Consider the following 22,718-nt stretch of genomic DNA (forward strand, 5'->3'; position numbering starts at 1 on the left):
TCCCCCTGTGAGAGTAGGACGTCGCTAGGCAAACAAAACAGTCAGCTGTATGCTGGCTGTTTTTTTACTTTCTCTTTTGATAACTTTTAACGCTACTAAAGAGATTGTTCAAAAGTGTTTTCTGAATTTAAAAAATGTAAATAAATGCCTCGAAAATGTAGTTAATTATTTGTATTGTTTATCTTAATTGTTATTTGTTAAAAATCTGAATTGTCTTTCTTTTATAAGTTCCTTGACAGTAGCAGTCCACGTTGTTAATCTTACAATTAATATTCTTTTAACTATAGGAGGAAGTTACGAAAATGTGGGAGACTAAATTTGCCAAAGAAGGTTTAACTTTTGATGATGTATTATTAGTACCAGCTCATTCCGAAGTACTACCGAAAGATGTTGATTTATCTGTTCAATTAACACCAAAGATTAAATTAAACATCCCAATGGTCAGCGCAGGTATGGATACAGTTACAGAGTCTAAAATGGCGATTGCGATGGCACGTCAAGGCGGTATCGGTATTATCCATAAAAACATGGGGATTGATGAGCAAGCTGAACAAGTAGAAAAAGTAAAACGTTCTGAAAATGGTGTTATTACAAACCCATTCTTCTTAACTCCGACACATCAAGTTTTCGATGCTGAGCATCTAATGGGTAAATACCGAATCTCTGGTGTTCCTATTGTTGATAGTATGGAAAATCAAAAGCTAGTAGGGATTATTACAAACCGTGATTTACGTTTTATCTCTGACTACTCTTTAAAAATTGAAGATGTAATGACGAAAGAAGATTTGATTACAGCACCAGTTGGAACGACTTTAGAGGATGCTGAAAAAATTCTTCAACAATATAAAATCGAAAAGCTTCCAATTGTGGATGAAGAAGGTAGATTAACTGGACTTATTACAATTAAGGATATCGAGAAAGTTATTGAATTCCCGAATGCTGCGAAAGATACACATGGTCGTTTACTTGTAGGCGCAGCAGTTGGTGTATCAAAAGATACGATGGTACGTATTGAGAAGCTTGTAGAGGCACAAGTTGACATTGTTGTAATCGATACAGCCCATGGTCATTCAGAAGGCGTATTACAAACAATTCGCTCAATCCGTGAGACTTACCCTGAGCTAGAAATCATCGCTGGTAATGTTGCTACAGGAGAAGGCGCACGTGCATTATTTGAAGCTGGAGCAGATGTTGTTAAAGTAGGTATCGGTCCTGGTTCAATTTGTACTACACGTGTTGTAGCAGGTGTAGGTGTACCACAAATTACAGCAGTATATGATTGTGCTACAGTAGCTCGTGAGCTAGGTAAAACAATAATTGCTGATGGTGGTATTAAATATTCTGGTGATATCGTAAAAGCTCTAGCAGCTGGAGGCAACGTTGTAATGCTTGGTTCCCTTCTAGCAGGCACATCTGAATCTCCTGGAGAAACAGAAATCTTCCAAGGACGTCGCTTCAAAGTTTATCGTGGTATGGGTTCTATCGGCGCTATGGAAAAAGGTTCTAAAGATCGTTACTTCCAAGAGGATGCAAAAAAATTAGTACCTGAAGGTATTGAGGGCCGTCTTCCTTATAAAGGACCATTAGCTGATACAATTTACCAACTTATTGGTGGTATTCGCGCTGGTATGGGTTATTGTGGAGCTCCACATCTTGAGCACCTACGCGAGAATGCACAATTTGTTAGAATGACAGGTGCTGGTCTACGTGAATCACATCCACATGATGTACAGATTACAAAAGAATCACCAAACTATTCCATGTAATATATTACTTGCAACTTTTATGCTTTCGCATCGTCTACAAAGATGGCGCGAGAGCATTTTTTTATGGTAGAGAGTCAACACGTTTGTTGTTATCTATGATAAAATGTCGAGGACAAGATTATTTTTTGGAGGGCTTTAAAGGTGAAAAAGAAAATGAACACCGTATTACGCTTACTCCTAATTCCTGTTTTATTATTTAGTATTTTTGCAGGTATTCCTGCAAAGGCAAATGCGGAAACAGATTTAGGATTAACAGTGGATGCTGCGATTTTAATTGATGCAGATTCAGGAAAAATTTTATTTGAACAAAATGCAGATACTTCACTAGGTATTGCAAGTATGACAAAGATGATGACTGAATACCTGTTATTGGACGCGATTGATGCAGGGAAAGTTAAATGGGATCAAGAATATCACGTAACAGATTATACGTATCGTATGTCTCAAAATCGTGCATTAAGTAATGTACCTTTACGTAGAGATGGCTCTTATACGATTCGTGAGTTATATGAGGCAATGGCAATCTATTCAGCAAATGCAGCAACCGTAGCTATTGCTGAAACAATCGCAGGTTCTGAAACTGAATTTTTAAAGTTAATGAATAAAAAAGCAGAAGAACTTGGTTTAGAGGGCTATAAATTTGTCAATGCTACTGGTCTTAATAATGCTGATTTATTTGGAATGCATCCATCAGGTACAGGCCCAGAAGATGAAAATGTGATGCCTGCAAAATCTGTAGCAAAATTAGCGTATCATTTATTAAAAGATCACCCAAAGGTATTAGAGACATCTAAAATTGCAAAAAAGACATTCCGTGAAGGAACAGAAGATGCAATTAAAATGGAAAACTGGAACTTTATGTTGCCAGGATTAGTGTATGAATATCAAGGTGTAGATGGATTAAAAACAGGTACAACAAACTTTGCAGGTCACTGCTTTACAGGTACTGCAGAGCGCAATGGGACTCGCTTGATTGCAGTTGTCATGAAGGCTGTAGATGCAAATGGTCAAGGATCATATAAAGCTCGTTTTGATGCCACAGCAAAATTATTTAACTACGGTTTTTCACAATTCTCAAAGCAAGAAATTTTACCAGGGAACTATACTTTCAAAGATCAAAAAACAGTTAAAGTCACAAAAGGTAAAGAAGACAAAGTATCGATTGCAGTAAAAGAACCAATTTCCTTTATGATTAAGTCTGCTGATAAAGACTTATATAAACCTACATTGGTTTTAGATAAAAAGAGTTTAGAGGCAGATGTTAAAAAAGACACTGTTGTAGGAAAGGTCGTTATTGAGCGCACAGAAGGCACAGATTACGGCTTTATTGATGGCAAGGATATTTCATCCGATGTTGTCACAACAGAGGCTGTAGAGCGCGCTAGCGGTATCTCATTGTTCTTCCAAGGTGTAGGTAGCTTCTTCGGTAATTTATGGGGAGGCATTACAGACTTTGTTGGGGGATTGTTCTAATATTTAAATACGAGCACATGAATGTACTTAAGCATTCATGTGCTTTTTTCACATTTTTACATGCTACTGCATACGCTAATAGGCGAAAGGATGTGGCTAAATGTGTGGCATTACAGGCTGGGCTAGTTTTCACAAGGATTTAAGAACAAGTGACACAATATTAAAATCGATGACGCAAACATTAAATAAGAGAGGGCCAGATGATGAAAATATTTGGTGTAGTGAGCATATTGCATTTGGCCATCGACGGTTAGCTGTTATTGATTTAATTGGCGGCAAACAACCGATGAAAAAAATCCATGATGGATTAAACTATGTCATTACATATAATGGCGAACTTTATAATACAGAAGAGCTACGTAAGGAACTTCAAAAAAGAGGACATAGTTTTATAACACAATCGGATACTGAAGTGTTATTAACGGCCTATATTGAATGGAAAGAGCAATGTGTAGAATTTCTAAATGGTATTTTTGCCTTTGGTGTTTGGGATGAGCAAAGACAATCTTTATTTTTGTGTAGAGATCGATTAGGTGTAAAACCCTTGTATTATACAGAGCAACAAGAGGGTGTACTTTTTGCATCTGAAGTGAAGGCTCTGCTAGCACACCCCACGGTCCAAGCAAGTGTAAATGTTGAAGGGTTGGCAAGTATGATGGCTGTAGGGCCTTCTAGAGCGCCAGGTAAAACACTCTTTCAAAATATTGAAGAATTACGACCTGGCTATGCGATGCGATTCTCTAGAGAAGAAGGTTTAAGAAAGTGGCCGTATTGGCAGCTACAAAGCCGTAAGCATGAAGAAACATTAGAAGAAACAATGGAGCATGTTCGTTTTTTGTTAACGGATGCTATAGAACGTCAGCTAGTTTCGGATGTTCCTATTTGTACATTTCTTTCGGGAGGACTAGATTCCAGTATTATCACGGGCATTGCGGCAAATAGTTTCCAACAGCAAAACCATCAATTGCATACGTATTCTATTGATTACGAGGATAACGAGCGCTTCTTTAACCCACACTCTTTCCAAACTTCCACGGATACGTACTGGATTCAAAAAATGACAGATACTTTTCAGACGGCACACCATGCAGAGGAAATCACTCAGCAACAGTTAATTGATTTATTAGTGGAATCGGTCATCGTTCGTGATTCCCCTGGTATGGCAGATGTAGATTCTTCGTTATTGTGGTTTTGTCGAGAAATAAAAAAGGAATTTACTGTAGCGCTATCAGGAGAGTGTGCAGATGAAATTTTTGGTGGGTATCCATGGTTTAAAGAAAGGACTTCGGGTTTTCCTTGGATCCGTTCATTGTCTGAAAGAAGTGCATTACTTCAAGAGAAGTGGGATAAAAAATTGACAATTGAGTCCTATGCACAACAACTATATACACAAACAATAGCTGAAGTGCCATTATTAGATGGAGAAGGTTTAGCAGAGGCAAGACATCGTGAAATGTCTTACTTAAATATGCTATGGTTCATGCAAACATTATTAGAGCGGAAGGATCGTATGAGTATGGGGGCAAGTTTAGAGGTACGTGTCCCTTTTGCAGATCATCGGCTTGTAGAATATGCCTGGAATATTCCGTGGGAAATGAAGAATTTGGATGGCATAGAAAAAGGATTACTTCGAAAATCAATGGCACATCTATTGCCGAATGAAGTGTTATATCGTAAAAAAAATCCTTATCCAAAAACCTATCATCCTGTCTATACAGCAGGGGTGCAAAAATGGTTGAAGGAAATTCTACATGATAAAAATTCGATTTTACATGAACTATTTGAACGACAAAAGCTTGAGGAGTTAGTTGAATCTGGCGGTAGCTCTTTTAAGATTCCATGGTATGGGCAATTAATGGCAGGTCCTCAACTTTTAGCGTATCTAGGGCAAATTCATACTTGGTTTGAGCATTATCAAATTCAATTGATTGAGACTTAATTTAAAATGACCTATCTACTCACGGGTAGATGGGTCATTTTTTTGTATTCCCCAGCAATCCATCAACTGCTCAATGGATGATTCGATTGCTTGTACGGGAATTCCTCCAAAGCCTAATAAAAATTGAGCTTGTGAAGATTCATAATGATCTAGTCGATAGGCTGATAATGGATAGATACCGATCTGTGCTTGAGAGGCGAGCTGTTGTAATTGTTTTTCTGTGAATGTGTGTTGAACCTCTAATAAAATATGCATACCAGCTTGCTCACCAGTAATGTTAATGGATGATGAATATTTTTCTAAAATAGAAGTTAGTTTATCATGTTTTTTACGATAAATTTTACGCATACGATTGAGATGCTTTGCAAAATGCCCATCACCCATAAAATTTGCCACAATATGCTGATCAAAACGAGGCACAGTGGATGAATAATAATTAAAGACATCGTTATAAGTAGCAAGTAGTTTAGGTGGAAGTACAAAATAAGCTACTCGTAAGGATGGCATTAAAGATTTGGTAAAAGTACTCATGTAAATAACTTTATCGTTGCGATCTAGTGCGTGTAGGGCAGGAATTGGTTTTCCAGCATAACGAAATTCCGAATCATAGTCATCCTCTATAATATAGCGAGAGGTGCTTTGTGCCGCCCAATTTAAAGCCTGTGCTCGTCTTGTAGCAGATAATACAGCCCCAGTTGGGAATTGATGTGAGGGTGTAATATACACAACATTAGCATTTGTCTTTTCAAGATCATGAATAATTATGCCCTCTTCATCAACTGCAATTGGGTAAACTTTTCGTTTATGCTGCGAAAACATTCGATGCACGGCAGGGTATCCTGGATTTTCTAATGCAAAGCTTGTGTCCTCACTAAAAAGGCGGAGAATCATAGGGAGAAGCTGCTCCGTACCTGAACCAATAACAATTTGTTCTGGGTGGCATACAACACCACGGGATTGATATAAATAATTAGCAATCTCTGTGCGTAGAGACAGTTCTCCTTGTGGTTCCCCTGTTAATAATAGCTCCTTTGAGGTGTCGTCAAAAAGCTCTTTCGCATACTTTCTCCATGTTTGAAATGGAAAGGCATCGATATCAATAGAACCAGGATTAAAATCAATTTTATATGACTTTTTCTTAGGATGTTCATTAATGGACGCCACAGTATCTTGTTGAATGTAGGGCAGTTCATCTATCTCTTCTACAAAATAGCCAATACGTGATTTGGACATAATATAGCCTTCAGCTAAGAGCTGGGCATAGGCAATTTCAATTGTTGTTTGGGAAATGTTTAAAAAATCAGCTAATTTCCTTTTTGAAGGCAATTTTTCTCCTACAGTTATTTTCTTAGAAATAATAGCTTCTTTAATACCATTATAAAGCTGATCATAAAGCGGTTTATCACTATCTCTTTCCAGCTGAAATAAAAGCATATCCATGATCTGGAACCTCCTGACCTTATAAATATTTTGAAAACTGGATATTTTGATATGGTCAATTTCTATTATACTAAACTTCATCATAAAGGTGGAGGTTAGAAAATGAAACAAACAGGTACAGAGCTAGTAAAACGTGGTATGGCAGAAATGCAAAAAGGCGGTGTCATTATGGATGTCATTAATGCAGAGCAAGCAAAAATTGCAGAAGCTGCAGGTGCTGTAGCAGTGATGGCATTAGAAAGAGTACCTTCAGATATTCGGAAAGCTGGTGGCGTTGCACGCATGGCTGATCCTCGTATTGTTGAGGAAGTAATGGGGGCTGTAACTATTCCTGTGATGGCCAAAGCACGTATTGGTCATATTGTTGAAGCACGTGTCTTAGAAGCAATGGGTGTCGATTATATTGATGAAAGTGAAGTTTTAACACCAGCAGATGAAGAATACCATTTATTAAAAAGTGAATACACCGTACCGTTTGTGTGTGGCTGTCGTGATTTAGGGGAGGCAGCCCGTCGTATCGGAGAAGGCGCATCGATGTTACGAACAAAAGGTGAACCAGGAACAGGGAATATTGTGGAGGCAGTTCGACATATTCGTAAAGTAAATGCACAGGTTCGTAAAGTCGTAGGAATGACAGAGGATGAATTAATGACAGAGGCGAAATTACTAGGAGCTCCTTTCGAGTTATTAAGAGAAATTAAACGTCTTGGTCGTTTACCAGTCGTAAACTTCGCAGCAGGAGGAGTGGCAACGCCTGCTGATGCAGCCTTAATGATGGAACTTGGAGCTGATGGCGTTTTCGTTGGTTCAGGTATTTTTAAATCTGAGAACCCTGAAAAATTTGCACGTGCCATTGTAGAGGCGACTACTCATTATAAAGACTATAAGCTTATTGCGGAAATATCAAAAGAGCTCGGAGTGCCTATGAAGGGGATTGATATTGCACAGCTTGGACACAACGAGCGTATGCAAGAGCGAGGTTGGTAGCATGAAGCGAATTGGTGTATTAGCATTACAAGGAGCAGTTCGTGAGCATATACAAATGTTAGAAGCTCTTGGCTGTGAAGCAATTCAAGTAAAACAGAGAAAGGATTTAGAAAACCTAGATGGACTTGTGTTACCAGGTGGAGAAAGCACAACAATGAGAAAATTGCTGGATCGATTTGATCTGCTAGAGCCAATTCGTGGACTTGCACAGCAAGGATTACCGATGCTTGGTACATGTGCGGGATTAATTTTATTAGCCAAGGATCTAATTGAAGATGAACCACATTTGGCTGTGATGGACGTGACTGTAGCAAGAAACTCATATGGACGTCAGGTCAATAGCTTTGAAGTACAACTAGATATTCCTAAAGTAGGTGTAGGGATTCCAGCAGTATTTATTCGTGCACCTCATATTGAAGCCGTAGGTAAAGATGTTGAAATTCTTGCACAACATGAGGGGAAAATAATCTTGGCACAAGATGGCCATTTATTGGGTTGTTCGTTTCATCCCGAATTAACAGAGGACACACGAATTATTGAATATTTTGTATCCTCTATGGTATGACTTGCAAAATTTGTTTTCATATAGTACAGTATGGTTAAATTTTAAATAACTGAACACGATGATGGGAAGTAGTAGCAAGCACGTTTTTTTTAGAGAGTCAGCGGTTGGTGGAAGCTGATAAAAACACTTGTGAATCCGTCCTGGAGTTGCACAGTCGAAGTGAATGAAGTAGGCTGTAGCCGGCTGAAATGCCGTTATGAAATAAGTGGATTAGGCAGAAATAAGTCTAGTCAATTAGGGTGGCAACGCGGGTAGCTCTCGTCCCTTTTTAGGGATGAGGGCTTTTTTGTGTTCATTTTGCTGCAATGATTTCCCATCATGAAGAAACTATTGGAGGTATGAAGATGTTAGATATTAAACGCGTACGCGAAAATTTCGCGGAAATTAAAGAGATGTTATTAACACGTAATGAGGACTTAGGAAATTTAGATGACTTTGAAGACTTAGATGCAAAACGTCGTGAATTGATTGCCAAAACAGAAGAATTAAAAGCAGAACGCAATAAAGTATCTGAACAAATTTCAGTTATGAAACGCAACAAGGAAAATGCGGATGAAGTCATTGCTCGTATGCGTCAGGTTGGCGATGAAATTAAAGAATTAGATGTACAATTAAATGATGTTGAAGAACGCTTTAAAGATATGATGATGCGTTTACCAAACATTCCGCATGAATCTGTACCAGTAGGCACAACAGAGGACGACAATGTTGAAGAATATACTTGGGGTGATATTCCTGCATTTGATTTTGGTATTAAAGCACACTGGGACCTTGCTACGGATTTAAAAATTGTAGACTTTGAACGCGGCGCGAAAGTAACAGGTAGCCGTTTCTTATTCTATCGTGGTCTTGGCGCTCGTTTAGAACGAGCATTAATGACATTCATGATGGATTTACATGCAGAGGAGCATGGTTACGAGGAAATGCTACCACCTGTTATTGTTAATCGAGATAGCCTAACAGGTACAGGGCAACTTCCGAAATTTGAAGAAGATGTATTCAAATTAGAGGAAACAGATTATTTCATGATTCCAACTGCAGAAGTACCAGTTACGAACTTCTATCGAGATGAAATTTTACCGGCTGAAGCTTTACCACAAGGCTTTGCAGCGTATAGCGCATGCTTCCGTTCAGAAGCGGGATCAGCAGGTCGTGATACACGTGGTTTAATTCGTCAACACCAGTTTAATAAAGTTGAATTAGTTCGTTTTGTAAAACCAGAGGAGTCATACGAACAATTAGAGCTATTAACAAGTCATGCAGAAAAGGTATTACAATTACTAGGCTTACCATATCGTAAGCTAAAAATGTGTACAGCTGATTTAGGTTTTACTGCAGCGAAAAAATATGATTTAGAAGTCTGGATTCCTGCACAAAACATGTACCGTGAAATTTCTTCTTGCTCTAACTTTGAGGATTTCCAGGCACGACGAGCAAATATCCGCTTCCGTCGTGAGCCAAATGCAAAACCAGAATATGTGCATACATTAAACGGTTCAGGTCTTGCCATTGGCCGTACAGTTGCTGCTATTCTAGAAAATTATCAACAAGCTGATGGCAGCGTAGTAATTCCAGAAGTTTTAAGACCTTATATGGGCGGTAAAGAAGTAATCACAGCAAAATAAACGACAGATAAAGCTATTTTAGACAATTCTTTTATGGATGTTCTAAAATAGCTTTTTTGTGTTGCAAAAATTGAATTCTCTCATAATTTTTGAAAATTCGTTATAATGGGTAATATTCATGGGGACAAGGGGGAGAAATTCATGGAATTGCAACAATTTGCACAAGCCTTCAATGAATTTGATAATGTGTTAATTACAGATGATAAAGGCTGTGCAATCTTTTATGACTTAGCAGATTTAAATATATTATTGGAAATCGGCTTAACACCAGATGAATTTTTTCATAGCACTGTGACTGATAATTATCAAAATTTATCACCTGAGACAAGTACTGTTTTTCAAGTCATACAAACAGGGCAGCCAGTTTTATACTATGAACAACAACTGACAACATTGAATGGTTTTAGTTATTTATCACTGAGTTCGACCTATCCCATTATGGAGCATGGAAAAGCCATTGGTGCCATTGAATTTTCAAAACATTTTTATGAAAGCAAACAAATTAAATACTTAGATAATTTCCTGGGACATAAATTATATCGAGATAATTATACGACCTACCGTTTGGAGGATTTCATTACGACAAATGCTGAAATGAAAACTCAACTTGAAAAGGCACGTCGAAGTGCTCAAAAAAGTGCCCCTGTTTTACTAACTGGGGAAACTGGAACTGGGAAAGATATTATCGCACAAGGCATACACAATGAAAGTGAACGCTATACAAAGCCGTTTATTACTTTGAACTGTTCAACATTGACAGAGGATAATCTATTTACTCAGCTATACGGATCAGAGAATGAAGCAAAAAGTGGAAAGTTACAGGAGGCTAATGGCGGGACACTACTCATTGATCACCTTAATTTATTGGATATATCTTTGCAGGCGAAACTTTTGCATGCAGTAGATATAAAAGTGCTGAATGGTGAGCCGTTGGATATACGGTATATTACGACTGTCAATGAAGATATAGATAAACTATTAGCTGAAAAAAGGTTACGCGAGGACTTATTTTATCGCTTAAATGTTCTCCAAATTGATTTGCCACCGTTAAGATTAAGGAAGGAAGATATTCCAGCTATCCTTGATTTTTATATACAATTTTACAGTGAACATACACTACAGAAAAATGTAAGCTATCGTAATGAAGTAATTCAATTATTTTATGCCTATCATTGGCCAGGTAATGTGCGTGAACTAAAAAATGCTCTTGAATCGGCATATAATAATTTGCTTGGAGATGAAATACTTGTTGAGCATATTCCAGAAAGGATTAGAAAAAATGTTCAACATTCAACTCAGCAGATAATGCAAAACAACCAAACTGGACATTTACGAGATTTAACGGAAGCCTATGAGCGCCTAATTATAGCGGAAAAGTTGCGTGAAACTGATGGACGTTTAGCGGAAACTGCTCGTCGTTTAGGTATTTCGCGTCAATTACTAAAATATAAGTGTTTAAAATATGAATTGCTGTAAAAAAATTTTTACAAAAAGGGGATAAAAATTTATCTCCTTTTTTCGTGCTTTTAAATTTTCTATTATTTAAATAAATCTTCTGTAAACGATTATAAAGGGGTTGAGTATATGTCTAAAGTTGTGCAGCATACGATAATTGTCGGGCTAGCCTTATTTGCTATATTTTTTGGTGCCGGGAATTTAATCTTTCCGCCATCCATAGGAAATAGTGCAGGGGAATCATGGATTTCTGCTTTGATGGGCTTTAGCTTAACGGGCGTTATTTTACCTGTGCTTGCGGTGTACGCAATTTATAATACTGGGGGAACCGTGGAAGCGCTCACAAGACCAATCGGAAATTGGTTTTATAAAGCCTTTAATACGGTCATGATGGTTTGTATTGGAATGGTTGTCACAATACCGAGGATGTCAGCGACAACTCATGAATTAGGGGTATCACAAATTATTCCGAACATACCTTTAATTGCGTCAGTATTAGCGTTTTTCGCGATTTGCTTTTACTTTGCGATGGATCAATCAAATGTTATCGATAAGATTGGGAAATGGCTGACACCCGTTCTTGTTCTTATCCTCATTATCCTCATTGGTAAAGGGGTACTAGATCCAATGGGAACAGCAGTCAATACAGGGGCTGAAGGGGTGTTTGCTAACTCGATAATAGCTGCCTATCAAACAGGAGATGTAGGGACAGGTATTCTTTGTGCTCCGATCTTTTTAGCAGCAATAGTTGGTTATGGCTATAAAGGGAAACAATCTAAAAAGGTTGCGCTAGGTGGAATGGCTATTGCTGCAATAGGATTAATAGCAGTTTATGGTGGCCTACTTTATTTAGGGGCTACAAGTAGTGGTATCATCACAAATCCTGGCAGTGATACAGAACTATTAGCAGCCATTGCCTTTAGTGTCATTGGTAATTTGGGTAAGGCGTTACTAGCTATATGTGTTGTTTTTGCCTGCTTAACATCAGCGATTGGCGTCATGGTCATATCATCACAATTTTTAAACGAACTAACAAAAGAGAAGCTAGGCTATAAAACGTGGGTCTTTATTATGTGTGTAGTAGGCGCAACTATCGGCTCCTTAGGTGTAGGTGCCATCGTCGAAATTACATTGCCCATTTTCTTGGTAATTTATCCTGTCATTATTGTACTTGTGCTACTGGGGGCTTTTGATCGTTTTGTGCCAAATGCAGGAGCCTATAAAGGAACAGTACTATTTGCATTTCTAGTAAGCGTTGTTGAAACATTTGCTAGCTATGAAATTACCATACCTGGTGTGACACAGATGGTCTTACATTTACCATTGCAGTCTAGCGGATTTGCTTGGATTATACCATCTATTGTTGGCTTTATTATCGGTACTATTTTGCATAGGATGCTGAAAGCAGAAGATCCTGAAAAATCTACTTTTGGTATGGAAGAAATAGGAGTTGAAAAATGATGAAAATTATTTGTAATGCAAAGATTTATACGGCAGATATTAATCAGCCATCTGCAACTGCCATGGTGATTGAAGACGGAAAAGTACTTTGGATTGGACAACAGGATCAATTACCTCCCTATCAGGGAGAAATAATAGATGTACAAGGAAAGGTCATTATTCCTGGGATAATTGACGCTCATATGCATCCAATTATGCTAGCGGATGTTTTGGAACAAGTGGCATGCCTCCCTCCATATATTCATTCCATTGAGGACATAATTAATGCACTGGCCAAATATGATGCAAGTCAGCGTGGATGGATATTAGGCTGGGGTTATGATGAAGGAAAACTAAAAGAAAGAAGAGCGCCTTTAAAAGAGGATTTAGATCTTGCCTCCACTGAATTACCTATCATTGTTATGCGTACATGTGGTCATATTATATCGGTCAATAGCAAGGCATTAGCAATTGCAGGTATTACAAAGGATACCCCTGATCCAAAGGGTGGGCAAATCGATCGTAATGACAATGGGGAACCTACAGGCGTACTGCGTGAAAATGCACGAAATCTAGTGCTACAGCATTTACCTACACCCACTGAAGAAGAAATTGTCAACAGGCTTCTAAAGCTATCACAAACTTTGGCATCCTATGGTGTAACAAGTATTACGGAATTAATGGCCACTGTAGCACCGATTGATTATTTAAGCCTGTACCGTAAAGCCCGAGAAAAAGGCTTTAAGCAACGTGTAGCAGTTTATTATGTTTGGGAGGATATTCAACGATATGAGCTGTTAACAGCAGATAATATCGATCGTTCTGCAGGAGCCTATATTGGAGGCATCAAGCTATTTTCGGATGGCAGTGTTTCAGGCCGTACAGCACTTGTTTCTGAGCCATTTTTGGGAAGTAAAGAAAAAGGCATAGCAATGACTTCGAAAGAGGAGCTGCTAGCGGCTGCTGCGGAAGCAAAAGAATGTGGTATTCAATTAGTGGTTCATGCAATGGGGGACAGAGCCATTGATTTAATTGTCGACACATTTTATGAGGAAAAAGCTTGGTTAACAGATGCACCTTCTGTTCGTATTGAGCATGCCGCCATGCCTTCTGAAAGTGCCTTGCAAAAAGCTGCTGAATGGGGGATAGGCTTTGTGCCACAACCCATCTTCTTATTCTGCGAAATTGAGAGTTATTTAGAGAACCTGGGGCTAGAAAAAACACAGACTTTATATGGTGTACAAACATTTCTACAGAGGGGTATTGCGACAGCACTCTCTTCAGATGCGCCTGCCACATCTTGGGCAGAAGCGGCTAATCCCTTTGTTACGATACAAGCTGCTGTTACACGAAGAGCTTATGATGGAACAGATTTAGGCGCGGCAGAAAAAATCTCTGTAGAGGAGGCAATACAGCTATATACAGTTGATGCCAAGACGATGATTCGTATGGAGAACGTTGGTCAGTTAAAAGAGGGCTATGAAGCTAATTTTGTTGTACTAACAGATGATCTGATGACCCTTTCACATATCCAGATTATGCATGTAAAACCATTCGCTACATATATCGAAGGAGAATGTGTTTTTACACAATCCACTATTCAAGCTCAATAAATTAGTTATGAAGATGCTGTCGCTGCTACGACACATTTCATATATATCGCCATTCCCTTAAATATAAAGAAGGTGTCTCATTAGGAGGCACCATCTTTAATGACCATTTACATTGTTGGAAGCTAATCGTGCTTTTTTCTCAGCCTTTTTACGGTCTCGTAAAGCCTTAAAGAAGTCTGTTAAAATTTGACCACATTCCTCGGCTAAAATCCCTTCTGTTACATCACATTCATGATTAAAGCGTTCATCATTTAATAAATGGTAAAGAGAATCTACACAGCCAGCTTTTTGATCTCTTGCACCATAAACAACCCGGGGCACACGCGATTGGAGAATGGCTCCTGCACACATTGGACAAGGCTCCAATGTAACATAAAGAGTAGTATCTTCCAGTCGCCAACTTCCTATTTTTTTGCAGGCTTCTTGAATCACTAACAGCTCCGCATGTGTTGTTGCATTTTGCGTTGTTTCTCGTAAATTATGTGCACGTGCAATGATTTTTCCTTGATAAACAAGTACTGCACCAATTGGTACTTCCCCAAGTAAGGCTGCGTGTTGAGCTTCCTCTAATGCTTGTTTCATAAATAAACGATCTGCTTCAAAAATATCCACTAAATATCTCCCCTTAAAAGTAGTTTATCCTGCTTAATGAGTAATTGCTACTTTTAACTTCTTGCAGATTTCCAAAGCATTATGTATTGACATCCCTAAAATATCCCTATATATTTATATATGAACACATGCTCATATATAAATATTGAAGAATGGGGTAAACTTCTATGGATGAAAAATTAAGCAGTTCAGAAATGCAAAAAAATATTGATCAGCATTTAGATGAAGAGACATTATTTGTAGTATCTCAGACTTTTAAAGCATTGAGTGATCCAACACGAATTCGTATTTTAAACTTACTTTGTTCTGATGAACATTCTGTAAATGATATTGCAGAAATTTTAGATTTAGGCCAATCAACCGTTTCCCACCAATTACGCTTTCTTAAAAATTTAAGATTGGTGAAATTTAGAAGAGAGGGAACAACCTTATATTATTCTAAGGACGATGATCACATTATGAATTTATTGAAGCAGGCTATTGAGCATGCAGCTCATAACTAAATGAAATGGGGGAATAACAATGGGACATCAACACGATCATGGCCATGATCATACACATGGCGCAAATAAAAAGGTATTATTACTGTCGTTTATTATTATTACAGTGTATATGGTAGTGGAAGCCATTGGTGGCTTTTTAACAAATAGTTTGGCTCTTTTATCAGATGCAGGGCATATGTTAAGTGACTCGATCTCTTTAGGTATAGCGATGTTAGCTTTTATGTTTGGGGAAAAAGCTGCAAGCTATAGTAAAACATACGGCTATAAACGATTTGAGATTTTAGCTGCTGTATTGAATGGTATTACACTAATAGGAATAGCATTATTCATTTTCTATGAAGCGATTGAACGATTTACAAACCCACCAGAAGTAGCTACAACAGGAATGCTTATTATAAGTACAATTGGTTTGTTCGTTAATATTTTAGTTGCCTGGATTATGATGCGTGGAAGTGATACAAAGGACAATTTAAATATGCGCGGAGCCTTTTTACATGTACTAAGTGATATGCTAGGGTCTGTAGGGGCTATTGTTGCAGCATTATTAATTATGTTTTTTGGCTGGGGCTGGGCAGATCCTCTTGCTAGCGTTATTGTTGCATTATTGGTCGTACGAAGTGGCTACCATGTCACAAAAGCCTCAATCCATGTCTTAATGGAGGGGACACCTTCAAATGTAGATGTTCAGGAGATTATTCAGTTAATAGAGCAAACTGAAGGAATAGAAAGTATTCACGATTTACACATCTGGACAATTACTAGTGGAACGAATGCATTATCGTGTCATGCCGTTGTAAATGATCAATTGAAAATAGCTGAGAGTGAGCATATCTTGCGAAAAATTGAGCATAATCTTCAGCATAAGGGCATAAAGCATGTAACAATTCAATTAGAAACAGCATTACATCGACATGATGAGTCTATTTTATGTAAATTAGAAAATGACCATAACCATCATCATGATGATAAATAAATTTTTTTATGGCTTGCATACCCTTCTCGGGTATAGTATGATAATTACAAATAGGAGGTGTAGTGAATGGAGGAGACAGTAAAAGAGGATGCTTGTCATACAGAGGAAGCTACGTCTTGCCGAAAAAGTCATCACCCTGAGCGTGTGAAAAAGGATTTAACAACCCGTTTAAATCGTATTGAAGGACAGATTCGTGGTATTAAGGGAATGATTGATAAAGACGTTTACTGTGATGATATTATTACGCAACTATCTGCTACACAATCTGCATTAAATAGTGTGGCTAAAATATTATTAGAAGGTCATTTAAAGGGTTGTGTAGTGGATCGTCTATCAGAGGGCGATGAGGCAGTATTAGATGAGTTAGTAGTAACAATTCAAAAGTTAATGAAAAAATAGATTGAAAACATACAAAAGGAGAGATTTTATTATGCAAAACGTAACATTAAACGTACAAGGAATGTCATGTGGTCATTGTGTAAACGCTGTGGAAAAAAGTGTCGGTGCTTTAGCTGGTGTTGAACAAGTAAAAGTAAATTTAGCAGAAGGTTTAGTTGATGTTGCATTTGACGATGCACAAGTATCACTTGATCAAATTAAAGAGACAATTGATGATCAAGGCTATGAAGTAAAATAAAATTTGTAGAGTGCTTCTGTGGCACTCTCTTATTTTCAAAAATATATACCCCTAGTCGGTATAAGGAGAGGTGAAAGGTAAATGAGTTCTGATCATAAGGAAGCTAATTTGCAAATTACAGGGATGACATGTGCGGCCTGTGCCACTCGAATAGAAAAAGGGTTAAATAAAATGGATGGTGTAGAAAATGCAACAGTAAATTTAGCACTTGAAAAATCATCTATTAAATATGACCCAGCTAAACTAAGTGAAGCAGATTTTGAAAGAAAAATAGAAGCACTTGGCTATGGTGTTGTTAAACAAAAAGCTGAGCTTGATATTACAGGTATGACATGTGCAGCCTGTGCAACTCGCATTGAAAAAGGGTTAAATAAGCTAAGTGGTATTTCCTCTGCTAATGTCAACTTAGCACTGGAAAAAGCGATGATTGAGTTTAATCCTTCGGAAGTATCCATTGCAGATATCATTACAAAGGTTGAGAAGCTAGGCTATGGGGCACATCAAAAGGCAGATGAACAGGAAACTGTAGATCATCGCGAAAAAGCAATTAAACAGCAACAACATAAATTTATTTTATCGGCTATTCTTTCATTACCACTGCTTTGGACGATGGTTGGTCATTTTTCCTTTACATCATTTTTATATGTTCCAGAATTTCTAATGAATCCATGGGTCCAAATGGTATTGGCTACTCCTGTGCAATTTATAATTGGTAAGCAATTTTATGTAGGGGCTTATAAAGCATTACGCAATGGTAGTGCAAATATGGATGTGCTTGTTGTAATGGGAACATCAGCGGCCTATTTCTATAGTGTCTATCAAGCGATTGTAACGATAGGATCACACCATGGTCCACATCTTTATTTTGAAACGAGTGCTGTTTTAATTACACTTATTTTATTAGGTAAATTATTTGAGGCAAAGGCAAAAGGACGCTCATCTGAAGCCATAAAAAAACTAATGGGACTTCAAGCAAAAACAGCTATCGTTGTACGTGACGGTGTAGAAAAAGAGGTCCCATTAGAAGAAGTCATCATTGGCGATGTTATTTTAGTGAAACCAGGTGAAAAAATTCCTGTAGATGGTGAGGTAATAGAGGGGACAACAGCTGTTGATGAATCGATGTTAACAGGAGAGAGTCTACCAGTTGATAAAAAGCAAGGTGATCTATTATTTGGCTCAACGATTAACAAAAATGGTTTTATTAAAATGACTGCAACAAAGGTTGGCCGAGATACAGCATTAGCACAAATTATTAAAGTGGTCGAAGATGCACAAGGATCGAAAGCACCTATTCAACGTTTAGCAGATCAGATTTCGGGTATTTTCGTACCTATTGTTGTTGGCATAGCCATTGTCACTTTTTTAATTTGGATTATTTGGGTCCGTCCAGGTGAATTTACACCTGCTTTAGAGGTATTAATCGCAGTTCTTGTCATTGCTTGTCCATGTGCACTTGGGTTAGCAACACCGACTTCAATAATGGCAGGCTCTGGACGTGCAGCTGAATTTGGTATTTTATTCAAAGGTGGAGAACATTTAGAGCAAACACAAGGCATAGATACAGTTGTTGTAGATAAAACAGGAACGGTGACACATGGTAAACCTGAGCTTACAGATGTTTTGTTAGCGCCAGAGCAAGATGAAGCACGCTTTTTATCCTTAATCGGCGCAGCAGAGAAGCAGTCAGAGCATCCACTAGCAGAAGCCATTGTTCAAGGAATAGAAAAACGCGGCATAGCTTTAGGTGATGTTCAATTCTTCGAAGCAATACCTGGTTATGGTGTGCAGGCAACTGTCTCAGGTCAAGGTATTGTCATTGGCACACGTAAATTAATGCAACAATATGGAATTGGTATTAATGATATTTTACCAACAATGGAGCAATTAGAACGAAACGGTAAAACAGCCATGTTAGCTGCCATCAATGGGCAATATGCGGGTTTAGTCGCTGTGGCTGATACCGTGAAAGATACATCAAAAGAAGCTATTCGTCGTTTACAGGATATGGGCATTACGGTCATTATGATGACAGGTGATAACGAACGTACTGCTCAAGCAATTGGAACAGAGGTAGGCGTGAATCATGTTATTGCCGAGGTCTTACCCGAAGGTAAAGCTGATGAAGTGAAAAAACTTCAAGCCCAAGGGAAAAAAGTGGCGATGGTAGGTGACGGTATTAATGACGCACCTGCCTTGGCAACAGCGAATATTGGGATGGCAATTGGTACAGGGACAGATGTGGCGATGGAAGCAGCAGATATTACACTTATTCGTGGAGACTTAAATAGTATCGCGGATGCCATTCTAATGAGTAGAAAAACAATGCGTAATATTAAACAAAATCTATTTTGGGCATTTGCTTATAATACATTAGGTATTCCAATTGCTGCACTCGGTCTGCTTGCGCCATGGGTAGCAGGTGCAGCGATGGCCTTTAGTTCAGTATCGGTTGTATTAAATGCACTTCGTTTACAACGAGTGAAATTATAAGAAGGTATAAAGGCATCGGGAAGTAGATTCTCGATGTCTTTTTTCTATGTCTTTTTTCTATATCATCAGGAGAATACCACAGGTAAATTTACTAGAACAATAGGTTGATTCTGTTTTTCATTTTCCTACTATGATAAAATGAAAGGTACTGATTCATTTTATGTAGGACACAATGATCGAATCCATAGAACAAAAGGAGGAGCTTCTGGTGACGGTTCCATTTGTTACGGTAGAAGGTCCGATTGGTGTTGGTAAAACCTCTTTATCGAAAGAGATAGCAGCGACATTAAATTACCATCTATTAAAAGAAATTGTAGACGAAAACCCTTTTTTAAATAAGTTTTATGAAAACATTGAGGAATGGAGTTTCCAAACGGAAATGTTCTTCCTTTGTAATCGCTATAAGCAACTAACCGATATTAAAAAATTTCGTTTAGCACATGCCAAACCTGTTGTAGCAGACTATCATATTTTTAAAAATTTAATATTTGCGAAGCGTACATTGGCACCAACTGAATACGAGAAGTATGAGGAGATCTATAGAATTTTAACGAAAGACATGCCTGTCCCAAATGTAGTGGTTTATTTACATGCCAGCGTTGAGACATTAATGAAGCGTATCGCCATGCGAGGGCGAGAGTTTGAAAAGATGATTTCACGTGATTACATGGAGCAGCTTGTGGCCGACTATCATTCTTTTATCGAGCATTTTGAGAGCATGCATCCCGAAATTCCAGTTATTCAATTTAATGGAGATCAGCTTGATTTTGTAAAAAATCCAAATGATTTAAATCATGTTTTAAAAATAATTAAAGATACGTTACAACAAAGGAGTTTGCAATAATGAATTTAAGAGAGAAGTACGATATTCCACCACAAACGGTTATTACGATTGCTGGTACTGTTGGGGTAGGAAAATCGACGATGACAAAGGCTTTAGCAGAGGCACTGAACTTTCGTACCTCGTTCGAGAAAGTAGACACAAATCCATACCTTGATAAATTTTATGAGGATTTTGAAAAATGGAGCTTTCATTTACAGGTCTACTTTTTAGCAGAGCGCTTTAAAGAACAGAAGCGTATTTTTGAATATGGTGGAGGATTTGTACAAGATCGTTCTATTTATGAGGATACTGGCATTTTTGCTAAGATGCATTATGATAAAGGAACAATGAGCCCAACAGATTATGAGACTTATACAAATTTGTTTGATGCAATGGTGATGACACCTTATTTCCCACATCCAGATTTGCTTGTCTATCTTGAAGGACCTATTGATGCAGTTATTGGACGTATTCAAGAGCGTGGACGTACAATGGAGCAACAAACACCCAATGATTATTGGATAGAAATGCATGAACGCTATGAAAATTGGATAAATAATTTTAATTCTTGTCCAGTTCTACGTTTAGATATTAATGATTATGATTTATTAAAAAATCCTGATGCCATTGAATCAATTGTGAGCCGTATCAGTCATATGCTAAAACAAACAAGCCATTTACGAAAATAAAAGTAAAATAAATGACCAAAAAACGTGAGACAATATATAGCCAATTGTTTCACGTTTTTTGAATAGGAGGGATTATTATAAGAATCGCAGTGTATTGCGGATCCGGTTTGGGTAAAAGCCCTATTTATGCAGAGAAAGCGGCTGAGCTTGGTACAGCGCTGGCAAAAAACGGTCATGGGGTTGTCTATGGTGGTTCTAAAACAGGCCTAATGGGGAAGGTAGCCGATGCTGTTTTAGCAGCAGGGGGAGAAGTGATTGGTGTGATGCCAACACATTTACAAAAGCGTGAATTGGCACATGCCTCATTAACAGAGATTCATATTGTAGACTCTATGCATATTCGTAAAGCTAAAATGGCCGAGTTAGCCGATGCTTTTATTGCTCTGCCAGGTGGCGCAGGGACTTTAGATGAATATTTTGAGGTATTTACTTGGGCTCAAATTGGGCTTCATACAAAACCTGTCATTTTATATAATGTCCAGGGATTCTATGATGCGCTTCTACAGCATTTTAAAATAATGCTAGAGGAAGGCTTTATACGTGCTGAGCAAAAGAAGTTTCTACGTGTAGCGGCTACCTCTGAAGGGATTTTACGTATATTAAAAAAACATGGATGAACATTCTCCATGTTTTTTACCTTGATGCAGCAGGTGCACTAACATCGTTGCAATTACACTCAGGCATAATTGATGTAATATAAAAGTAAAATAATTAAATTTTAAGTAAAAAAATAGTAATGGGTGGGGTGTTGTTTATGTATAGGGTAGAGGCTCAAGTAACCGATGATTTAGTAGTACAGGCTATTGAACGAAATATAGCTATTATACGCTTCGATATGGAGAGAAGAGTGGCATATGTCAATGAACTATTTGCTCAAACATTAGGCTATACAGTGCAGGAAATGCTAGGAAAACATCATAAAGACTTTTGTTTGCCTGACTTCGCAAATAGTATGGAGTACGATAAATTTTGGCGCAATCTAACGGCAGGAAACAGCTATCAGGACAAAATAGAAAGAATGGATGCTAGAGGTAATATAATTTGGCTGGAAGCGACATATATGCCTGTTTTCGCAAATAATACAAGAAAAGTAATAGGTGTATCCAAAATAGCTACCAATATTACTGAACGACAGCATGAAATAGTTAGTGTTGCTGACAAGTTGAAGGGCATGTCTAATAAGCTTTACCAGCGTTCGGAGGCAGGCATTCAAAATAGCCAAGATCTACTAGAAACCATTAAAGTGGTTTCTAAGGAATCAAATGAAAATGTAAGTAATCTTGTGCAGCTTCAGAAACAAGCAGATTCTATTAAAGGAATTGTCAAGACGATACAAGAAATTGCTTCACAAACTAATTTATTGGCACTAAATGCAGCGATTGAAGCTGCTAGGGCTGGAGAATATGGTAGAGGTTTTGATGTAGTGGCGAAAGAGGTACGTAAGCTTTCTGTAAGAGTTGAACAATCTATTTCAGAAGTGAAGGATAATGTGGAGGGCATTGAACGAGAGATTGGTCAGGTGACTGACAGTATTACAAAAATAGCTGAAAAAATAGATAAAACAAATGAGCAAATTACTGTCACAGCTAATGACTTTAGTGAAATAGCATCTGCTGCTGAAGCCTTAGACGAGCAATCAAAGCAATTTGTCGAAATTATTTAATTCTAATAAGTAGATGTTCTGA

The 22,718-nt window shown here is 37.9% G+C and carries 20 protein-coding genes and 1 other annotated feature; of the genes, 18 read left to right on the forward strand and 2 right to left on the reverse strand.

Annotation, left to right across the window (positions count from 1 at the left end):
* Nucleotides 1–302 precede the first annotated feature (302 nt).
* The 3 genes from guaB (at nucleotide 303) to asnB (ending at nucleotide 5,178) form a co-directional block, all read left to right on the forward strand.
* Entirely contained in the window at nucleotides 303–1,766 is a 1,464-nt protein-coding gene (gene guaB, locus CD31_RS01215) for an IMP dehydrogenase (RefSeq protein ID WP_004233999.1), read from the forward strand.
* A 141-nt stretch (nucleotides 1,767–1,907) separates the two neighbouring features.
* Nucleotides 1,908–3,239 carry a D-alanyl-D-alanine carboxypeptidase family protein gene (locus CD31_RS01220; RefSeq protein WP_081977435.1) on the forward strand — a complete coding sequence of 444 codons (1,332 nt, stop codon included), beginning with the start codon at nucleotides 1,908–1,910 and terminating at the stop codon, nucleotides 3,237–3,239.
* A 100-nt stretch (nucleotides 3,240–3,339) separates the two neighbouring features.
* On the forward strand, nucleotides 3,340–5,178 hold the full coding sequence (gene asnB, locus CD31_RS01225) for an asparagine synthase (glutamine-hydrolyzing) (RefSeq protein ID WP_036075156.1): 1,839 nt from the start codon (nucleotides 3,340–3,342) through the stop codon (nucleotides 5,176–5,178).
* A 15-nt stretch (nucleotides 5,179–5,193) separates the two neighbouring features.
* On the opposite strand, the gene pdxR is transcribed toward asnB, so the two are convergent.
* Entirely contained in the window at nucleotides 5,194–6,618 is a 1,425-nt protein-coding gene (gene pdxR, locus CD31_RS01230; protein WP_081977436.1) for a MocR-like pyridoxine biosynthesis transcription factor PdxR, read from the reverse strand.
* A 102-nt stretch (nucleotides 6,619–6,720) separates the two neighbouring features.
* Between pdxR and pdxS the strand changes: the two genes are divergently transcribed.
* From pdxS to CD31_RS01260, 6 genes are all read left to right on the forward strand, one after another.
* Nucleotides 6,721–7,605 (forward strand): pyridoxal 5'-phosphate synthase lyase subunit PdxS, encoded by an 885-nt coding sequence (pdxS, locus tag CD31_RS01235; RefSeq protein ID WP_036075157.1) that lies wholly within the window; start codon nucleotides 6,721–6,723, stop codon nucleotides 7,603–7,605.
* A 1-nt stretch (nucleotide 7,606) separates the two neighbouring features.
* Complete coding sequence (gene pdxT / locus CD31_RS01240; RefSeq protein WP_036075158.1) at nucleotides 7,607–8,170, forward strand: pyridoxal 5'-phosphate synthase glutaminase subunit PdxT; 564 nt, start codon at nucleotides 7,607–7,609, stop codon at nucleotides 8,168–8,170.
* A 49-nt stretch (nucleotides 8,171–8,219) separates the two neighbouring features.
* Nucleotides 8,220–8,439, forward strand: a binding site (T-box leader).
* A gap of 75 nt (nucleotides 8,440–8,514) precedes the next feature.
* A complete protein-coding gene (serS, locus tag CD31_RS01245; RefSeq protein WP_036075159.1) occupies nucleotides 8,515–9,795 on the forward strand; it encodes a serine--tRNA ligase in 1,281 nt (426 codons plus the stop codon).
* Between the two features lie 141 nt (nucleotides 9,796–9,936).
* Nucleotides 9,937–11,271 (forward strand): sigma 54-interacting transcriptional regulator, encoded by a 1,335-nt coding sequence (locus CD31_RS01250; protein ID WP_036075160.1) that lies wholly within the window; start codon nucleotides 9,937–9,939, stop codon nucleotides 11,269–11,271.
* Nucleotides 11,272–11,379: 108 nt separating this feature from the next.
* Nucleotides 11,380–12,711 (forward strand): branched-chain amino acid transport system II carrier protein, encoded by a 1,332-nt coding sequence (brnQ, locus tag CD31_RS01255; protein WP_036075161.1) that lies wholly within the window; start codon nucleotides 11,380–11,382, stop codon nucleotides 12,709–12,711.
* On the forward strand, nucleotides 12,708–14,303 hold the full coding sequence (locus CD31_RS01260) for an amidohydrolase (RefSeq protein ID WP_036075162.1): 1,596 nt from the start codon (nucleotides 12,708–12,710) through the stop codon (nucleotides 14,301–14,303). The genes brnQ and CD31_RS01260 overlap by 4 nt, the downstream gene beginning before the upstream one ends.
* A 96-nt stretch (nucleotides 14,304–14,399) precedes the next feature.
* On the opposite strand, the gene tadA is transcribed toward CD31_RS01260, so the two are convergent.
* Nucleotides 14,400–14,915 carry a tRNA adenosine(34) deaminase TadA gene (gene tadA, locus CD31_RS01265; RefSeq protein ID WP_016995256.1) on the reverse strand — a complete coding sequence of 172 codons (516 nt, stop codon included), beginning with the start codon at nucleotides 14,913–14,915 and terminating at the stop codon, nucleotides 14,400–14,402.
* A gap of 167 nt (nucleotides 14,916–15,082) precedes the next feature.
* Between tadA and CD31_RS01270 the strand changes: the two genes are divergently transcribed.
* The 9 genes from CD31_RS01270 (at nucleotide 15,083) to CD31_RS01310 (ending at nucleotide 22,696) form a co-directional block, all read left to right on the forward strand.
* The gene (locus CD31_RS01270; RefSeq protein ID WP_052125290.1) at nucleotides 15,083–15,418 is read left to right on the forward strand and encodes an ArsR/SmtB family transcription factor; all 336 of its coding nucleotides are present in this window, start codon (nucleotides 15,083–15,085) and stop codon (nucleotides 15,416–15,418) included.
* Between the two features lie 19 nt (nucleotides 15,419–15,437).
* Entirely contained in the window at nucleotides 15,438–16,391 is a 954-nt protein-coding gene (locus CD31_RS01275; protein ID WP_036075164.1) for a cation diffusion facilitator family transporter, read from the forward strand.
* A gap of 66 nt (nucleotides 16,392–16,457) precedes the next feature.
* Nucleotides 16,458–16,790, forward strand: coding sequence for a metal-sensitive transcriptional regulator (locus tag CD31_RS01280; RefSeq protein WP_016995253.1), 333 nt, complete (start codon nucleotides 16,458–16,460; stop codon nucleotides 16,788–16,790).
* Nucleotides 16,791–16,821: 31 nt separating this feature from the next.
* Complete coding sequence (gene copZ / locus CD31_RS01285; RefSeq protein WP_036075165.1) at nucleotides 16,822–17,028, forward strand: copper chaperone CopZ; 207 nt, start codon at nucleotides 16,822–16,824, stop codon at nucleotides 17,026–17,028.
* Nucleotides 17,029–17,109: 81 nt separating this feature from the next.
* Complete coding sequence (locus CD31_RS01290) at nucleotides 17,110–19,521, forward strand: heavy metal translocating P-type ATPase (protein ID WP_036075167.1); 2,412 nt, start codon at nucleotides 17,110–17,112, stop codon at nucleotides 19,519–19,521.
* A 208-nt stretch (nucleotides 19,522–19,729) separates the two neighbouring features.
* Nucleotides 19,730–20,365, forward strand: a complete 636-nt coding sequence (locus CD31_RS01295) for a deoxynucleoside kinase (RefSeq protein ID WP_036075169.1) — start codon at nucleotides 19,730–19,732, stop codon at nucleotides 20,363–20,365.
* Nucleotides 20,365–21,033, forward strand: coding sequence for a deoxynucleoside kinase (locus tag CD31_RS01300; protein WP_004233968.1), 669 nt, complete (start codon nucleotides 20,365–20,367; stop codon nucleotides 21,031–21,033). Before CD31_RS01295 ends, CD31_RS01300 begins: the two co-directional genes overlap by 1 nt.
* A gap of 89 nt (nucleotides 21,034–21,122) precedes the next feature.
* Nucleotides 21,123–21,650 carry an LOG family protein gene (locus tag CD31_RS01305; protein WP_036075171.1) on the forward strand — a complete coding sequence of 176 codons (528 nt, stop codon included), beginning with the start codon at nucleotides 21,123–21,125 and terminating at the stop codon, nucleotides 21,648–21,650.
* A 137-nt stretch (nucleotides 21,651–21,787) separates the two neighbouring features.
* On the forward strand, nucleotides 21,788–22,696 hold the full coding sequence (locus CD31_RS01310; RefSeq protein ID WP_036075172.1) for a methyl-accepting chemotaxis protein: 909 nt from the start codon (nucleotides 21,788–21,790) through the stop codon (nucleotides 22,694–22,696).
* Nucleotides 22,697–22,718: the final 22 nt, after the last annotated feature.

The organism is Lysinibacillus boronitolerans JCM 21713 = 10a = NBRC 103108, assembly GCF_000772935.1.
GTDB lineage: Bacteria > Bacillota > Bacilli > Bacillales_A > Planococcaceae > Lysinibacillus > Lysinibacillus boronitolerans.

Coding starts and splice junctions, on each gene's coding strand:
- CD31_RS01250 (WP_036075160.1), top strand. CDS start 9,937: ATGGAATTGCAACAATTTGCACAAGCCTTCAATGAATTTGATAATGTG.
- pdxS (WP_036075157.1), top strand. CDS start 6,721: ATGAAACAAACAGGTACAGAGCTAGTAAAACGTGGTATGGCAGAAATG.
- pdxR (WP_081977436.1), bottom strand. CDS start 6,618: ATGGATATGCTTTTATTTCAGCTGGAAAGAGATAGTGATAAACCGCTT.
- CD31_RS01290 (WP_036075167.1), top strand. CDS start 17,110: ATGAGTTCTGATCATAAGGAAGCTAATTTGCAAATTACAGGGATGACA.
- CD31_RS01310 (WP_036075172.1), top strand. CDS start 21,788: ATGTATAGGGTAGAGGCTCAAGTAACCGATGATTTAGTAGTACAGGCT.
- CD31_RS01300 (WP_004233968.1), top strand. CDS start 20,365: ATGAATTTAAGAGAGAAGTACGATATTCCACCACAAACGGTTATTACG.
- guaB (WP_004233999.1), top strand. CDS start 303: ATGTGGGAGACTAAATTTGCCAAAGAAGGTTTAACTTTTGATGATGTA.
- CD31_RS01275 (WP_036075164.1), top strand. CDS start 15,438: ATGGGACATCAACACGATCATGGCCATGATCATACACATGGCGCAAAT.
- pdxT (WP_036075158.1), top strand. CDS start 7,607: ATGAAGCGAATTGGTGTATTAGCATTACAAGGAGCAGTTCGTGAGCAT.
- serS (WP_036075159.1), top strand. CDS start 8,515: ATGTTAGATATTAAACGCGTACGCGAAAATTTCGCGGAAATTAAAGAG.
- CD31_RS01260 (WP_036075162.1), top strand. CDS start 12,708: ATGATGAAAATTATTTGTAATGCAAAGATTTATACGGCAGATATTAAT.
- CD31_RS01280 (WP_016995253.1), top strand. CDS start 16,458: ATGGAGGAGACAGTAAAAGAGGATGCTTGTCATACAGAGGAAGCTACG.
- copZ (WP_036075165.1), top strand. CDS start 16,822: ATGCAAAACGTAACATTAAACGTACAAGGAATGTCATGTGGTCATTGT.
- CD31_RS01270 (WP_052125290.1), top strand. CDS start 15,083: ATGGATGAAAAATTAAGCAGTTCAGAAATGCAAAAAAATATTGATCAG.
- brnQ (WP_036075161.1), top strand. CDS start 11,380: ATGTCTAAAGTTGTGCAGCATACGATAATTGTCGGGCTAGCCTTATTT.
- asnB (WP_036075156.1), top strand. CDS start 3,340: ATGTGTGGCATTACAGGCTGGGCTAGTTTTCACAAGGATTTAAGAACA.